The 15,565-nt window shown below is 59.1% G+C and carries 12 protein-coding genes; 7 read left to right on the forward strand and 5 right to left on the reverse strand.

What is annotated here, in order from left to right; translation table 11 throughout:
* Positions 1–16 precede the first annotated feature (16 nt).
* Both scpA and Q666_RS49210 read right to left on the reverse strand, forming a co-directional pair.
* On the reverse strand, positions 17–2,182 hold the full coding sequence (gene scpA, locus Q666_RS49205; RefSeq protein WP_023000970.1) for a methylmalonyl-CoA mutase: 2,166 nt from the start codon (positions 2,180–2,182) through the stop codon (positions 17–19).
* Entirely contained in the window at positions 2,179–4,191 is a 2,013-nt protein-coding gene (locus Q666_RS49210) for a methylmalonyl-CoA mutase subunit beta (protein ID WP_023000969.1), read from the reverse strand. The genes scpA and Q666_RS49210 overlap by 4 nt, the downstream gene beginning before the upstream one ends.
* A 509-nt stretch (positions 4,192–4,700) precedes the next feature.
* Here Q666_RS49210 and Q666_RS66750 point away from each other — a divergent pair.
* The gene (locus Q666_RS66750) at positions 4,701–5,402 is read left to right on the forward strand and encodes a helix-turn-helix domain-containing protein (protein ID WP_006939443.1); all 702 of its coding nucleotides are present in this window, start codon (positions 4,701–4,703) and stop codon (positions 5,400–5,402) included.
* A 213-nt stretch (positions 5,403–5,615) separates the two neighbouring features.
* On the opposite strand, the gene Q666_RS49220 is transcribed toward Q666_RS66750, so the two are convergent.
* The gene (locus tag Q666_RS49220) at positions 5,616–6,023 is read right to left on the reverse strand and encodes a DUF4332 domain-containing protein (protein WP_023000968.1); all 408 of its coding nucleotides are present in this window, start codon (positions 6,021–6,023) and stop codon (positions 5,616–5,618) included.
* Positions 6,024–6,067: 44 nt separating this feature from the next.
* Positions 6,068–6,460 (reverse strand): DUF2780 domain-containing protein, encoded by a 393-nt coding sequence (locus Q666_RS49225; RefSeq protein ID WP_031269284.1) that lies wholly within the window; start codon positions 6,458–6,460, stop codon positions 6,068–6,070.
* 220 nt (positions 6,461–6,680) lie between these two features.
* Between Q666_RS49225 and Q666_RS49230 the strand changes: the two genes are divergently transcribed.
* The 6 genes from Q666_RS49230 (at position 6,681) to Q666_RS49255 (ending at position 14,199) form a co-directional block, all read left to right on the forward strand.
* A complete protein-coding gene (locus Q666_RS49230) occupies positions 6,681–8,240 on the forward strand; it encodes a helicase HerA-like domain-containing protein (RefSeq protein WP_023000966.1) in 1,560 nt (519 codons plus the stop codon).
* Between the two features lie 8 nt (positions 8,241–8,248).
* Positions 8,249–9,196, forward strand: a complete 948-nt coding sequence (locus Q666_RS49235) for a cation transporter (RefSeq protein WP_023000965.1) — start codon at positions 8,249–8,251, stop codon at positions 9,194–9,196.
* A gap of 132 nt (positions 9,197–9,328) precedes the next feature.
* Positions 9,329–11,221, forward strand: a complete 1,893-nt coding sequence (locus Q666_RS49240; protein ID WP_031269280.1) for a mechanosensitive ion channel family protein — start codon at positions 9,329–9,331, stop codon at positions 11,219–11,221.
* Between the two features lie 149 nt (positions 11,222–11,370).
* Complete coding sequence (locus Q666_RS49245) at positions 11,371–12,759, forward strand: dipeptidase (RefSeq protein WP_023000963.1); 1,389 nt, start codon at positions 11,371–11,373, stop codon at positions 12,757–12,759.
* 103 nt (positions 12,760–12,862) lie between these two features.
* Positions 12,863–13,444 (forward strand): TIGR00730 family Rossman fold protein, encoded by a 582-nt coding sequence (locus tag Q666_RS49250; RefSeq protein ID WP_023000962.1) that lies wholly within the window; start codon positions 12,863–12,865, stop codon positions 13,442–13,444.
* Between the two features lie 164 nt (positions 13,445–13,608).
* Positions 13,609–14,199: a DUF1131 family protein gene (locus tag Q666_RS49255; RefSeq protein WP_023000961.1), complete on the forward strand. Its 591-nt coding sequence runs from the start codon at positions 13,609–13,611 to the stop codon at positions 14,197–14,199.
* A gap of 220 nt (positions 14,200–14,419) precedes the next feature.
* Here Q666_RS49255 and Q666_RS49260 read toward each other — a convergent pair whose 3' ends face one another.
* Positions 14,420–15,457, reverse strand: coding sequence for a phytanoyl-CoA dioxygenase family protein (locus tag Q666_RS49260; RefSeq protein ID WP_023000960.1), 1,038 nt, complete (start codon positions 15,455–15,457; stop codon positions 14,420–14,422).
* Between the last annotated feature and the right edge of the window lie 108 nt (positions 15,458–15,565).

Genomic DNA, 15,565 nt, shown 5'->3' on the forward strand with positions numbered 1-15,565 from the left:
ACTGCCGACACGGGCCTTATTCAGCTGCTTCAGCGGAGCCATATCCCAATTGCTCGTTGAGTTTGCCGATCAAACCGATGGCCGCTTCCGCAATCACGGTTCCCGGTGGGAAGATCGCCGCTGCCCCGGACTTGTAGAGTTCGTCATAATCCTGCGGAGGCACGACACCGCCAACGACGATCATGATGTCTTCCCGGCCTTCTTCCGCCAGCGCGCGCCTCAGAGCCGGCACCAGTGTCAGATGGCCCGCCGCCAGCGATGACACGCCGACCACGTGAACATCGTTTTCGACCGCCTGACGGGCAGCTTCTTCCGGGGTCTGGAACAAGGGCCCGATATCAACGTCGAAACCGAGATCGGCAAACGCCGAGGCAATCACCTTCTGACCGCGGTCGTGTCCGTCCTGCCCCATCTTGGCGACCAGGATACGTGGTCGGCGGCCATCATTGTCTTCAAAGGCTTCCACCAGCTTCTGGACTTTCTCGATGGTTCCGGACATGGCTCCGGCCTCCCGTTTGTAGACACCGGCAATCGACTTGATCTCGGCCTTGTGCCGGTCGAACACTTTCTCCATTGCCAGGGAGATTTCACCCACGGTTGCCTTGGCCCGTGCGGCCTTGACCGAAAGATCCAGCAGATTGCCGTCACCGGACGCGGCACATTGGGTCAACGCTTCCAGGGCGGCCTGGGTCTCGGCCTCGTTGCGCTCTTCACGCAGGCGCTTGAGCTTGTCGATCTGGGCGGCGCGCACCTGGGCGTTGTCGACCTTCAGAACGTCGATCGCCTGTTCGCTTTCCGGCTTGAACTTGTTGACGCCGACCACGGTTTGCGCACCGCTGTCGATGCGCGCCTGTGTCTTGGCGGCTGCTTCCTCGATCCGCAGCTTCGGAATGCCCTTCTCGATGGCCTTCGCCATGCCACCAAGCTCTTCTACTTCGCGGATGTGCGCCATGGCCTTCTCGGCAAGGTCTGCCGTCAGCTTCTCGACGTAATAGGAACCGCCCCAGGGATCGATCACCTGCGTCGTGCCGCTTTCCTGCTGCAGAAACAGCTGCGTGTTGCGGGCGATACGTGCGGAGAAATCGGTCGGCAGAGCCAGCGCCTCGTCCAGCGCATTCGTGTGCAGCGACTGCGTATGCCCCTGCGTTGCCGCCATGGCTTCCACACAGGTTCTAATGACGTTGTTGAAGACGTCCTGTGCCGTCAGTGACCAGCCGGAGGTCTGCGAATGGGTGCGCAGCGACAGGGATTTCGGGTTTTTCGGCTGGAAGTTTTCTTCCATCAGGGTCGCCCAGATCAGGCGCGCGGCACGCAGCTTGGCAACTTCCATGAAGAAGTTCATGCCGATCGCCCAGAAGAAGGACAGCCGCGGTGCGAACTGGTCGATGTCCATGCCGGCGGCGACACCGGCGCGGGCATATTCGATGCCGTCGGCAATCGTATAGGCCAGCTCCAGATCCGCCGTCGCCCCCGCTTCCTGCATGTGGTAGCCGGAAATGGAGATCGAATTGAAGCGCGGCATGTTCTGGGACGTGTATTTGAAGATGTCCGAGATGATCCGCATGGAGTGCTTGGGCGGATAGATATAGGTGTTGCGGACCATGAACTCCTTCAGAATATCGTTCTGAATGGTGCCTGAAAGGTCCTTCTGGGCAACGCCCTGCTCTTCCGCTGCCACGATGTAAAGCGCCAGCACCGGCAGCACCGCGCCGTTCATGGTCATGGAGACGCTCATCTTGTCCAGCGGAATGCCGGAAAAAAGCGTACGCATGTCATAGATGGAATCGATCGCCACCCCTGCCATGCCAACATCACCCGAAACACGCGGATGATCGCTGTCGTACCCGCGGTGCGTGGCAAGGTCGAAGGCCACCGAAAGGCCCTTCTGACCGGCGGCAAGGTTACGCCGGTAAAAGGCGTTTGAATCTTCGGCCGTTGAGAACCCGGCATACTGGCGCACTGTCCAGGGCTGCTGGACATACATCGTCGGGTAAGGACCGCGCAGAAACGGCGGTAGGCCCGGCCAGGTATCCAGATGTTTCAGTCCATCAAGATCCTGCGCCCCATAGACAGGCGGCACAACGATGTCTTCCGGCGTTTGCCAGCTCTCCTGCGAGCCGGCGTCCGCAGCCTTCACGACTTTCCGGAACGGCTTGTCAGCGAAATTCGGGATCCTGCTCATGATTGGACCTCCAGATCTTTCGGCTCGACCCCTTGTTGGGCCTCCAGCCGGTCAAATGCATCCTTCAAGAGTGCAAGCAGGTCGCACCCGGCAAAGACGAAAGCGTCCACACCGGCTTTGCGATAGGCATCTTCCCGGTCTCCAGGGCGCCCTGCAAGGTAGAGGTAATTCACCCCTGCCGTTTTCAGGGCTTGAGCAGCCTCTTCCGCCTGCGCCTCGTAAACATCGTCCGTGGAGACGAGACAGGCAAGCATCGCCCCGCTTTGCCGGAAGGCCTCAACGAGATCTTCAAGAGAACCATAGACAGCCGGTCCGACGGGTTTCAACCCGCCCGCCGCAAAGGCGTTTGCCGTCCAGGTGGCTCTCGCCGAGAACTGGGCCAGACTGCCGAGAGACGCCAGGAATACCGCTGGCGTTGTCGACGCGGCCTGCTCGAAGGCTTCAGACCTGCTACGAAGCTGTTCGAAGGGCTCCGCTATCCGGGCCGTTTCCAGCTTCGGAAGGGAATAGTCGCGCGGCAGAAGGTCAAGCCGCATGCCCAGCTCGCTCAGGGGCACTCCCTGAAGGGCAAGCTTGCTCAGGGTCGCAAAGCGCTCGCCGTTTCCCGGTTCCGGCAGGTCCTCACGCGGTGCGCTCACGCCTGCAAGATCTTCCTTGCTCGATTTCAGCACCGCAACAGGCTTTTCAGCAAGGTCCGGGAACTCGCTTACGCCGGTGATCGGACGCTTTCTGGTGGCGATGTTCTTGGCAAGACCGGCCCTGGCAGCCCCGATGCGATCATGCACGAGGCCCGTGCGCACCGCCTCGAACAGGCCACCAGCCGCCTCGATATCCTGGAAGAGGCTCCAGGCGGCCTCGCAAACTGTATCCGTCCGGTCTTCAATGGCGCCAGAGCCGGCGGCCGGATCGGTCACCTTCGCAAGGTTGCTTTCTTCCAGAAGGATAGACTGCGTATTGCGCGCCAGCCTGCGGGCAAAGCCGTCGGGCAAACCGACAGCCAGCGTATGCGGCAGGACACAGACACTGTCTGCACCACCGACACCGGCTGCAAAGGTTGCCACCGTGTTGCGCAGAAGATTGACCCAGGGATCCCGGCGAGTCAGCATTCTGTAGGAAGTCGACATATGCAACGGCAGGGCCGCTTGCGGCAGTCCTGCACCGTCCAGTACCGACGCCCAGAGCGAGCGGATCGCGCGGGCCTTGGCAATGGTTCCTATCTGGTCGGCTTCCGCGATCAGGCTGAACGAAATTCTGTCAGCCCATTGTTCGGGCGCCAGTCTCGTGCCTTCCAGCAAGCGCATGTGAGCTGTGGCGGAAGCCAGAACAATCGCAAGTTCCTGCGCAGGCGTCGCCCCCGCTTCGTGCCATATGCGGCCATCGGCCTTCATTACCCGTGCTGGGCTGCCAAAATCATGCGCTGCGACCACCAGATCGCGGAAATGCATGTAGGCGTTTTCCATGTCGGCAAGTGCGACACCACTGACTGCCACCCAGCCATAGGGATCGATCCCGGCCGTCAGGCGAACGCTTGCCGGATCGATCTTGCGCTTTTCGAGCAATGCCAGAATGGAGGCGAAAATCTCGACATTTTCCCGCCCGGCCTCAAAGCGCAGGTCAATCAGATCCAGTTCGACGTCTTTCAGGAGGCGGTCGACACCGGATAGATCGTCTACCCGGATGCCATTGCCGTATGATGCGGCAGCACCGCGGAAAACCAGGTCAAGGCCGCTCGCGCCGCCCTCCAGATCTTCCAGAATTTGTGCGTTTGCGGCGGCAGGATCGGGAATGTCGATCCGCTGGACCACGGACCAGTCGCCTGCGGCAGCCCGAAGGGCGCGCGCCGGACTATCTGTCCTGCGCTCATAAAGCGGCGCGATATCCAGTCCATCTTCGGTTTTCCCGTAAAGCTTCTGCCGGGCACTCCCCTTCAGGGCCTTGTCGACGGCAGCCCACCAGGCCTCCGCGTCGGCAGAATAAAAACTTTCAGGTCCAGTAAAGCTGTTCGGCATCGCACGTACTCCCTGGCCCCGTTTTAGTCCCTGGGCCCGAAGCTTGGCAACTCAGCAGAATGGGTAAGGATTTGAAGTTCACAAGGTCTCGGACAGTTGAATCAGGTGAAACCGGGAGCCAGTTCCGACTTGCGATTCGCTCGTAGAATTAATTAGACGCGCAAAATAAAAATTTATCTACAAATTGCGTTTTTCGACTTACACTTACGAAGACGTTAAACACTTCTCAGAAAGACAATTTGGCCTCTTCTAGGCGCCAACTTGTCAATTTTTTGGCGGAATAAGCTAAATTTGCCAGTTTTCCCTATTGGTACGATCATCAATTGTATTGTAGCGTATAGGTGCTGACGCATGGGAAATTCTACCCTCATAAGAAATGCGCGGCGTCCGGATCCGACACTTACCTGAATAGGTTTGGCGGGAACGGGTTTCACCCATCAGCGGATGTTCCGGCTCGCGTACGGACACCCGCAAAGACGCGGCCACCCAAGCCGCAAAGGATGTGCACAATGCTTGATCAAACGGAATTGAAGAGCAAGCTGAGAGCAATCTCGGAAGCAAATGCCGCCCATCATGTTCTCGATATTTTGGAATCGAACCTTCGCCGCATGGGGGCGACGCATATCCTCATTACCGGCCTGCCGATGCCGAACCGCCCGATCGACAACCTCGTTCAACGGTTCCGGTGGCCAGATCAACGCAATGACGGAATTGAAAGCACTTCGCTTTCTGCAAATGACAGCGCCTTGATGCTTGGCCTCGGTTCAAACCGGGCTCGCGTCTGGACAATCTCCGCCGGTGACATGGAACATTCCGACCTTCTGGCGTCAGCCGGGGAAGGAAGTCAGGTTCTCGTCATCCCGGTAACGGAACTCTATCCCTTTCAGGCATTCGTGTTTGCAAGCGGCCCTGCTCTTCAGGTCAACAAATACGATCTTTCCAATCTGGAAGCACTTGCCGCTGCCGCCTTCTCGCGCCTGCGCGAACTTGGCGTGATTTCCGGACAGCGACCGGGCGCATTGTCGACCCGTGAGCGCAAGGTTCTGGAACTGACAGCCTATGGCAAGACAGCCGGCGAAATCGCAGACGTGCTCGACATCTCCCAGCGGACTGTCCATGCTCACCTGCAGAATGCCAGTGTCAAGCTGAACGCTTCCAACAAGACCCACACCGTGGTCGAAGCGCTTCGTTACGGCCAGATCAGCGTATAACGCTGCTTCTCCAGCCAACAGCTTCAAGGGGCTAACAACAGGCGCACTTCGGTGCGCCTTTTTTGTTCTGGCGCGGATGCAAACCAACATGGGTCGGATGAGACCACGCCAGGCACGCACGCCGGGCAACAACGTCAAAATGCCAATCACCAAAAGGAAAAGGCGCGCTTTCCGCACGCCTTTTTTGTCATTTCATTTTTCGGCTTGCCGACCTCAGTAGGTCATCATTGGCGGCAGTTCCTTGGCCTGGTCGACCCATTTGGTGACCTGGCTTTCACTCGGCACCTGGCGAACGAGCTTCTTGGCTTCGTTCACTTCCTGCATCTTCTCCGCCAGGTTGGCGGCATTGCGATGCTTCAGTTCCTTCACCGTGTCGACGCCGGCAGCTTCCAGGAGTTCGGAATATTCCTCACCAACGCCGCTGATGCGCATCAGATCCGCCATGTTGGCCCATTTCAGGATCCGCTTGCCGTCGATGCCGGTTTCTTCTTCCAGCGCCTTGCGACCTTTCGGGTCCTTCGCACGCTCCAGATAAGCTTCCGTTGTCTTGATGCCGACTTCACCCAGCTTTGCAGCATAGGTTGGGCCGATACCTTCGATTTCATCGATGGAATAAGACATGCGCTCAGAACTCCCTAATCAACCGGCAACCGAACCTGGGACAGTCAGACGATCTGGCTCAGTCCCGGAATTTGTGAAACCACTTCATTCACAACATCGTCCCCTGCTTTTTCCTTAGCATAGGAGACGAGTTCTTTGACAACACTTTGCACGCCATCCATGTCGAGGCCCGCATTTGTCAATTCATTGAGTGCCGCCATGGCCCCCATGCCACCGCCCATCATGCTTCCAAGACCACTCAAAAACCCGCCGCCGGAACCGGCTTCCGCACGCGCATCGACAAGATCCTTCGCTCCTGGCAAAGCGTCGAAGATGAGCTGCATCTTGTCTTCCGGACCTTCCCTGTTCAAGAAGCCCAGAATGATGCCGATGGCGTTCTTGGCAACATCTTCCTCGATGCCTGCTGCCGCCATGATCCGCTGGATGAGCTCGTCCATGAAAATCTCCTGATCAAATGACTGACGCCCTGTCATCCGGCGCCCGTTTGGCTTCTCTATACAAGTCTCGAGGTGCCCACGTCGATGGGCAATGTCTTTTCTGCTCGACTATGCCGCATGCAGCCCGCACGCTCGTCCAATGCCGCCCGGCAACAGAATGTTTCAATCTGGCAGCGAAAGGCTCTAGGCTGCGGCAAGATGCAGGGATTCGGGGGTAATCGTGACGGTAAAAGACAGTATTTTCATCGGTGCCAGCACCAGGGAAGAAACCCTCACACTCAAGCTCGCAAACCGCCACGGCTTGATTGCCGGAGCAACTGGCACCGGCAAGACCGTTTCACTGCAGATCCTTGCCGAAGGCTTTTCCAAGGCCGGTGTTCCCGTGTTCTGCGCCGATATCAAGGGCGACCTGTCCGGACTTGCAACCGCGGGTGTTTCCAAGGATTTTCTTGAAAAACGTGCCAGCGATGTCGGGATCGCCGACGAATACACCTACGAAGCGTTCCCAGCGGTGTTCTGGGACCTGCTCGGCGAGCAAGGCCATCCGATCCGCACCACCGTTTCCGAGATCGGGCCCCTGCTCCTCGCCCGACTGCTGGAACTCAACGATACGCAGGAAGGTGTACTGAACGTCCTGTTCGAGCTGGCCGACGATGAAGGCCTGCTGCTGCTGGATCTGAAAGACCTCAGGGCAATGCTTGCCCACGTGGCAGAACGTGCCTCCGAGCTTTCCACGATCTACGGCAACGTTTCCAAGGCGTCCGTCGGGGCCATTCAGCGCAGGCTTCTGGTGCTGGAGCGCCAGGGCGGAGAACACTTCTTCGGAGAACCGGCCCTCGACATCCGTGACTTCATCCGCACCGCGCCGGACGGCCGGGGCGTCGTCAACATCCTCGCTGCGGACAAGCTCATGTCCGCCCCCCGGCTCTATGGCGTCTTCCTGCTCTGGATGCTGTCTGAACTCTTTGAGGAACTGCCCGAAGTCGGTGATCCGGAAAAGCCGAAGCTGGTGTTCTTCTTCGACGAAGCCCATCTTCTGTTTTCCGATGCTCCCAAAGCACTTATCGAGAAGGTGGAACAGGTAGTCCGGCTGATACGTTCCAAGGGTGTCGGCGTCTATTTTGTTACTCAGAACCCGCTGGACGTACCGGAGACCGTGCTTTCCCAGCTCGGCAACCGCATTCAGCACGCCCTGCGCGCGTTCACGCCGCGCGACCAGAAGGCTGTCAGGGCCGCTGCGGAAACGTTCCGTCCCAACCCGGATCTCAACACCGAACGGGTCATCACGGAACTCGGTGTCGGCGAAGCACTGGTCTCGACCCTGGAAGGCAAAGGCATTCCGTCCGTCGTTCAGCGCACGCTGATCCGTCCGCCCTGTTCGCGGCTGGGTCCCGTCACTCAGGCCGAACGACGGGCCTTGATCCAGTCCAGCCCCGTTTTCGGCACTTATGAGCGCACCCGCGACCGGACGTCGGCTTACGAAGTCCTGATGGGACGCGCGCAGGAAGCGCAGAGACAGGAACAGCGGCGCCAGGAAAAGGAAGACAGCTACGCCAGGAAACATGGCGAGCCACGGCGCTCGCGGTCCGGTTTTCAGCTGCCCGACTTCGGACGCGATGACAGGCCGCGTCAGGAAAGCCGGGAGCGGCGCAGCAACCGCCGTGGACAGCGTGACACGGCCCTGGAAGCCGGGCTCAAGTCCGCAGCCAGAAGTCTCGGCTCCTCGCTCGGCCGTGCGCTGGTTCGGGGCCTGCTCGGTTCGCTGAAAAGAGGCAACTAGACGAAGCGATGCCGGCAACCGCGGCCCAAAATCTGGAGACCGAGCGCAAGGCGCTTGTCATCGGCAAATGGGCCAACCTGTTCATGGCCGTTGCCGGCCTTCTGACCGCATGGGTATCCCGGTCCGACGCCATGCTGGTGGACGGTCTGTATTCGGCGGTCAACTTCATCTCCGCCATTGCGGCTGCTCGTATCGGGGCAAGGGTCGGCCTGCCACCAACACGCTCCAGACCCTGGGGACACGATTTCGACGAGGTGCTCTATGTCACCTTCCGGAGCCTTATCCTCATCGGCGTGCTGGTCTTCGCAGCCTTTGTCTCCACCTCGAAAATCTGGACCTTCTTTTCCGGAGGCGTTTTCCCGGAACTGGTGTTTGGTCCGATCGCGGTCTACGCAGTCGTCATCGTCAGCATCTGCCTTGGCCTTGCATTCAACTTTCACCGTGCCTACCGGAAAACCGGCAAGCGCAGCGCCATCCTGAAGACCGAAGCCCGCGCCGCCCTCATCGACGGCGCGCTCAGCGTCGGATCGGGAGCAGCCCTTCTGTCGCTGCCCTATCTGGAAGATACGGTTCTCGGACCATTTGTCCCGATCGGTGATGCCGTCATCGTTCTGGTGTTGATCCTGGCGATCATCTGGCAGCCGCTTTCGACCTTCCGCACGACGCTGGCAGATCTTGCCGGCGTCAGCGCCCCCAGCAGCACCTATGCCAAGGTCGCCCGGGCCGCCCGGGACCTTGCCCGCGAAAAAGGCTATCGCCTGCATCGGGCAGCTGTCCTTCAGGCAGGGCGCATGCACTGGGTGGCCGTCTATCTCGACCCCGAAAAACCCGTTCGTGCCGAAGACATAGACACGTTCCGCGACATTCTCTCCGCCCGGCTGGAAGATGTGATCGGGCCAGCAAGGGTGGAAATTGTCCTCACCGCAAGCGATTACACCAATCCGGTTCAGGAGTGATGCGCCCCCCGTTTTCCCCTGAGTAACAGGATAGTTACCCCTTCCCGTTAAGGCTGCAATCGAAACAACGGCAGACGGGGCAACATGCGTTACCGAGAAAACCGGCCACAACCGCAATACAAAGCTGAGTGCTTGCAACAGCGCCTCTTCGGTTCGGCTCTGCAATTGCTTTTCCTGCTGTCCCTGGTTGCTGTTCTCCTGACCGGCGCGCCGATGGCCGGTGCACAGGAGCCCGGCGCAGCCCCCACCAGTACGGAAGAGCGGGCAGGATCACTGGATCAAAATCGGGTGGCACGCGCCCGGGAGTACCTGCGCGACAACCCGATTTCTCCACCCGACACGTCCAGTCCGCGTGCGACACTGGAAAGCTTCGTCTACATCATGAACGAAGTGAACACGCTCTGGATGTCGGTTCGGGACAGTTATGATGACAGCAACCGGTTGTTCCTGTCGGACAGCGAAGAGGAAAAACTGGTTCTGGTACGTGCGCTTCTTTCAAAAGCCGCGCAGACTTTCGACCTGAGCGGCATTCCCGTGACTTCCCGGGAAAATGCCAGCGTCGAGATTGCACTGCAGCTTCAGGAGATCCTGGACCGGATCCCTGCGCCGCTTTTCGAAGACATCCCCGGCTCGCCTGCAGGCAGCTCGCGAAAGGCCGGCAACGCGGCGGATTTGCCAGACCATTGGACCATTCCCGGCACCAGCATCAACCTGCTGCGCCAGGATGAGGGGGAACTGCGCGGACAGTACCTGTTTTCCAGGTCCTCCGTTGAGCGCATTCCCGAAGACTATGCAGTTGTACGGGTTCTGCCCATCACCGCGGATCGCGGGGAAGACCTCTTTGAATACTACACCTACACCCCCGGCAACCTGATTGCACCGCTCTGGTATGACGTCATTGAAGCCGGGCCAGACCTGCTTCAGTATCATTTTGCCGACCAGGCGTATTGGCAATGGCTGGCACTTGGAGGACTTCTCGTCCTCTACGCGGTCGTGTTCGGATATTACGTCCGCTGGCGCAGGTGGCGTGCGGTCTCCGTTAACGAAGGTACCCGCATCGTCCACGCGATCCTCAATCCGGTTGTCGTGATCCTTGCCGCAAGTCTCTTCCGCTATGTGTGCGAAGATCAGATCAACATCACAGGCATGCCTTTGGTGGCAGTCGGCACGTCGACGACAGCCATCATCTGGTCGGCGACCGCCTGGATGGTCTATCAGCTTCTGCAGTTGTTCTACGTCTGGTTTTCCAGCAGTGCCGGGGCTGCAAGAGACGGACTTGACGTCAGCCTTCTGCGCACCGGATTCCGGGTCTTCTCCCTTGCCATCGCGCTGATCGTGCTCGGGTATGGCGCAACTCAGATCGGCATTCCGATCTACGGTGTCATCGCTGGTCTCGGCGTGGGCGGTCTTGCAATTGCCCTTGCCGCCCAGCCGACAATCGAAAACCTGATCGGCGGTATCATTCTCTATGCTGACCGGATGGTGCGTGTCGGCGAATTCTGCCAGTTCGACGATCTGGCGGGCACTGTGGAATCCATCGGCATCCGTTCAACCCGTATCAGGGCGCTCGACCGCACACTCATCACCGTTGCCAATGCCGACCTCGCCAAACGAAAGATCATCAACTACAGCTACCGCGACCAGTTTCACTTCCGACACAAACTCAAACTGCGGTATGAAACGAGCCAGACTTCGCTGAAGCGCGTTCTGGCTGCGATCCACGACTATCTCCTCGCCCACGAAAAGGTAATCGAAGATCCGCTTCGCGTGCGTCTGATCGGTTTTGACGATTACGCTGTCACGGTCGACGTCTATGCCTATGTGCAGGCAGCCACCGTCGCAGCGTTTCAGGAAATCCAGGAAGAGCTTCTCTTCGGCATAAGGGAGATCGTCGAGGCCAACGGATCAGAAATTGCCTATCCCTCCTCGACCGTCTATCTGTCGCAAGACAAGGGTCTGAAGGACGAACAGACGGCCGGTGACGCAGCACCTGCCACCGGTGAGAAAGAGATCCAGGCCGCCTGATGGATCGGCGGCCGGCGCTTTGCGGGCCGTCTTCTGCTCCATGAATAAGCAATTGCGCAACGCGCGCCGATATGGCCTGTTAGGGCCTTCTCACATTGCCCGAGTCCATCGGGCCTGCTCCTATCTGTTCAAAAATTCAAGGATCCGTCATGAGTTCCATCGACAAGGTCTTGGCGCGCATCGATGCCAATCTCGACAACAGCCTCGACCGACTGTTCGACCTCCTCAAGATCAAGAGCATTTCCACCGACCCTGCGTTCAAGGCTCCGTGCCGTGAGGCAGCTGAATGGCTGGCAAGGGAACTGAACGACATCGGCATTGAAGCATCGGTACGCGACACGACCGGCCATCCGATGGTTGTCGGTCACCGCAAGTCCGGCAAGCCGGGGCCGCATGTCCTGTTCTACGGCCACTACGACGTTCAGCCGGTCGATCCGCTGAACCTGTGGAAGCGCGATCCGTTCGACCCGGCCATCGAGACAAAGCCGGACGGCAGCAAGATCATCGTTGCCCGCGGTTCCGCCGACGACAAGGGTCAGCTGATGACCTTCGTGGAAGCGGCCCGCGCCTACCTGGAAGAAACCGGCGATCTGCCGCTCGACGTGTCGATCCTGTTCGAAGGTGAGGAAGAGTCTGGTTCGCCGTCGCTTCATCCGTTCCTTGAAGCCAACAAGGACGAACTGTCCTGCGACCTTGCGCTCGTGTGCGACACCGGCATGTGGGACGCTGAAACACCGGCAATCTCCATCATGCTGCGCGGCATGGTCGGCGACGAGATCATCGTCAAGGCGGCCAGCCGCGACCTGCATTCCGGCTCCTATGGTGGCTCGGCTCAAAACCCGAACCACATCGTCGCTTCGATCATTGCCGGCCTGCACGATGAGAACGGCAAGGTGACCCTGCCCGGTTTCTACGACGGCGTCATCGACATGCCGGAAGAAGTCACCAAGATGTGGGACGAGCTCGGTTTCTCGGTCGAGGAATTCCTCGGCGAGGTCGGCCTGAAATATCCGCGCGGTGAAAAGGACCGCATGCCGCTTGAACACCTCTGGACCCGCCCGACCGTTGAAGTGAACGGAATGTGGGGCGGTTACCAGGGTGCCGGTTCCAAGACCGTGATCCCGGCCGAAGCACATGCCAAGTTCACCTTCCGCCTTGTCGGCGATCAGGACCCGGACAAGGTCCAGGAAGCTTTCCGCGCCTACGTGCGCTCGAAGATCCCGGCAGACTGCACGGTGGATTTCATTGCCAAGGAAGGCAGCCCTGCCGTCAGGCTCGACTTTGCGATGCCTGCGCTGGAAAAGGGCAAGACAGCCCTCAAGGCGGAATGGGACAAGGATGCTGCGCTGATCGGAATGGGCGGTTCGATCCCGATCGTGGGTGATTTCAAGCGCATGCTGGGCATGGATTCGCTGCTGATCGGCTTTGGACTGGAAGACGACCAGATTCATTCGCCGAACGAAAAATACAACCTGACCAGCTTCCATAAGGGCATCCGTTCCTGGGCCCGGGTTCTGGACGAGTTGGCCAAAGACTGACCTTGAAGATGACACGCGGGCCCACGGGCCCGCGTGTCATGGATCGAACACGATCAAAATTCCTGATGGCAGAGCCTGCCACCTCAGCGACCGGAGAACAGACATGAAATCCATTTGCGTCTTTTGTGGCTCCAGCTACGGCGCTCTCGAGGCATATGCGGATATTGCGCGCGAAACGGGACGCGCCATCGCCGAACAGGGCTACACGCTTGTCTATGGCGGCGCCAAGGTCGGCCTGATGGGCACCGTTGCCGACGCGGCACTTGAAGCCGGCGGCAAGGTGATTGGTGTGCTGCCGCGATCTCTTCAGGACAAGGAAATCGGCCACGAGGGTTTGAGCGAACTGCATCTCGTGGATTCGATGCATGAGCGCAAGGCGATGATGGCAGACTTGTCCGACGCCTTCATAGCCCTTCCGGGCGGCGTTGGTACGCTGGAAGAGATTTTCGAAGTCTGGACCTGGGGCCAGCTCGGTTATCACAAGAAGCCCTGCGGTTTCCTCAATGCCGAAGGCTACTACGATCACCTGATCGCCTTCCTCGACCACCAGACAGAGCAGGGTTTCACCAAACAGGTGATGCGCGACATGGCGCAGATCGCCAGTTCGCCGCTGGATATGATCCGCCAGTTCGAAAACTATACGCCCCCTTCCGCACCCAAATGGATCAATCGGGACGAGACCTGACAGGCACGCTGAAACGCAAGCCTTGATGCCCCTGCGGCAGTTGCCTGCAAGCTTCGGGAACTGTCCACAGGGGGCATCGCTCTCTTTGCAAACAAGACGTTACTTGGTAAATCCCGTATCGCTTCTGCGCACTTCGGCGCAGCCCAATCAGCCCGAGTATCATCATGCGTCTAACTGCTATCGGTTTTGCCTGCCTTTTCGCACTTACGGGAGCGGCCTGCGCACCGACGGCGGATCTGGACGGCACATCCGGGCGACTGGTGCGGACATCCAACATCACGCTGGTGCAAATCGCTGAAGATCATGTCGGCGGCATTACCGGTGAAACCCAATACGGCCAGAAAGCCATTGAGGCAGCCCTGCCCGGCTTCACCACCGAAGGCATTCAAACCGCCAACGAAAACTCCACCGAGTGGGCACTTGCAGCTTTCAACAGTGACGGCTTTCAGGTGTTGCAGGTGTTCAAGGGTCAGAACGGCAAGGTCCGCACCGTCCACGGTGTGACACACCACCTGCAGGGCCCGAACGGCGAACGGATCGGCATGACCTTTTCCGAAATCGGCTCCTCACGTGCCGATTGCCGGGTCGGACAAAACTTGTGGCGTGGCATGGCAATCTGCCATTCCGATGGCCATCCGAACGTGGAACTGGTCTACGCGATCCCGGGCTACGACGGCCCGTTCGACCGCCTTCCGGCTGAAAACGACCTGTTCGATGCACAGCTACAGCGGATCCTCTGGACGCCGAAGAGCTGACGGTTACACGGCCGGCCAGGTTCATTCCGACAGATCACCCCCAATTTCCCCCTCATCCTGAGGAAGCGCGAAAGCGCTGTCTCGAAGGATGGGCGGCACACTCTTGAGCAAGTGTCCCATCCTTCGAGACGGACCTGATGGTCCTCCTCAGGATGAGGTTGGATGGGAACATTTGACTATCGGATCTTTGAAACGAAGAAATCAGAAGACACCTCAGCCCTCACACATGCGGCTGCGAGCGCACCATGACTTCGCCCACCTTGCGCCACACGTTGCGCTGCTTCAGCGTCTTTTCAGCCACATCCGCAAGATCCATCAGAACCGGCATGCCGCGATCCTTGAGACCCGGCAGTGCCTTGATGTCGCCGCCGGTCCACGGCAGGAACGGATTGCGGCGCATGTGCCAGTGGATTTCCGAACGGACTGTCGGTTTGTCGGACGGCGTGCGGCCGTGAAAGGCAAAGGTATCGGCCACGATCAACGTGTTTTCCGGCACCGCCATCTTTTTGGGCTGCGGCAGGCCAAGGGAGGCAAGCTCATCCGCCTTGATCCGGAAAGACCCGCTGGCATGGTGGGACCTCAGGTCCTTGGCTGCGCTCAGGGAGCATTCATACTCCCATTCCAGCCGCTCCTTCGTGAGCTTGTGTGAGCCCGGGACGAAGAAGAAGGGCCCGTCGTCCTCGCCGACGTCCTGCAGGAACAGCCAGGCCTTGGACGTCGCGTGGAACGTATCTGCATGGGCATCGGACTGCGGATCTTTTTTCTTCACCTTCAACGGTTCTACCAGGACCGTCTGAATGAAATTGAGAGGCTGTCCACCCTGCGAGGCGGCATAGCGGATCATGTTGATCGCACGCGGATCACGCACCGCCTGAGCCAACGCAGCGTTTTTGCGCAACACCTCCGGCGGCAGCAAGGTCATCCGCGTCACCGCCTGGCCCTGGCGCATCTCCCGCGATTCGAACGGCTGGTTGAACACTTCTTCCTTGAGCTGGCGGAAAGTTTCTTCCGGAAGGAAGTTCTTCACCAGGAAATAGCCGTTCTCATCGAAGAAAGCCTGCTGGTCCCGATCAACCAGATGCGCCAGCTTTGCGCGTCTGTGTGCTGCAAGATCGGCCGCAAGCTGCACTCTTTTCTTGTGCAGGCCCCAGGTATTCAGCCTCTCGCTTCCCAGAAGCGGATTCTTGCGCGGAGACTTGTCGGTTCCGGCGAGACCCAGAACCCAGAACGGGGCTTTCAGATAGGACAAGGGTGTCATGCAGCACCAAAAATGAATTTCATCGAAGTGGCGTGTATCTAACACGTTTTTGCCTGCGGGTTTCAATGTTTCCATCCGTTTCGGCGCTGTTTTGCGCCGTCAGAACGC

Origin of the sequence: Labrenzia sp. C1B70 (genome assembly GCF_000475395.1) — a bacterium.
Taxonomy (GTDB): Bacteria; Pseudomonadota; Alphaproteobacteria; order Rhizobiales; family Stappiaceae; genus Roseibium; species Roseibium algicola.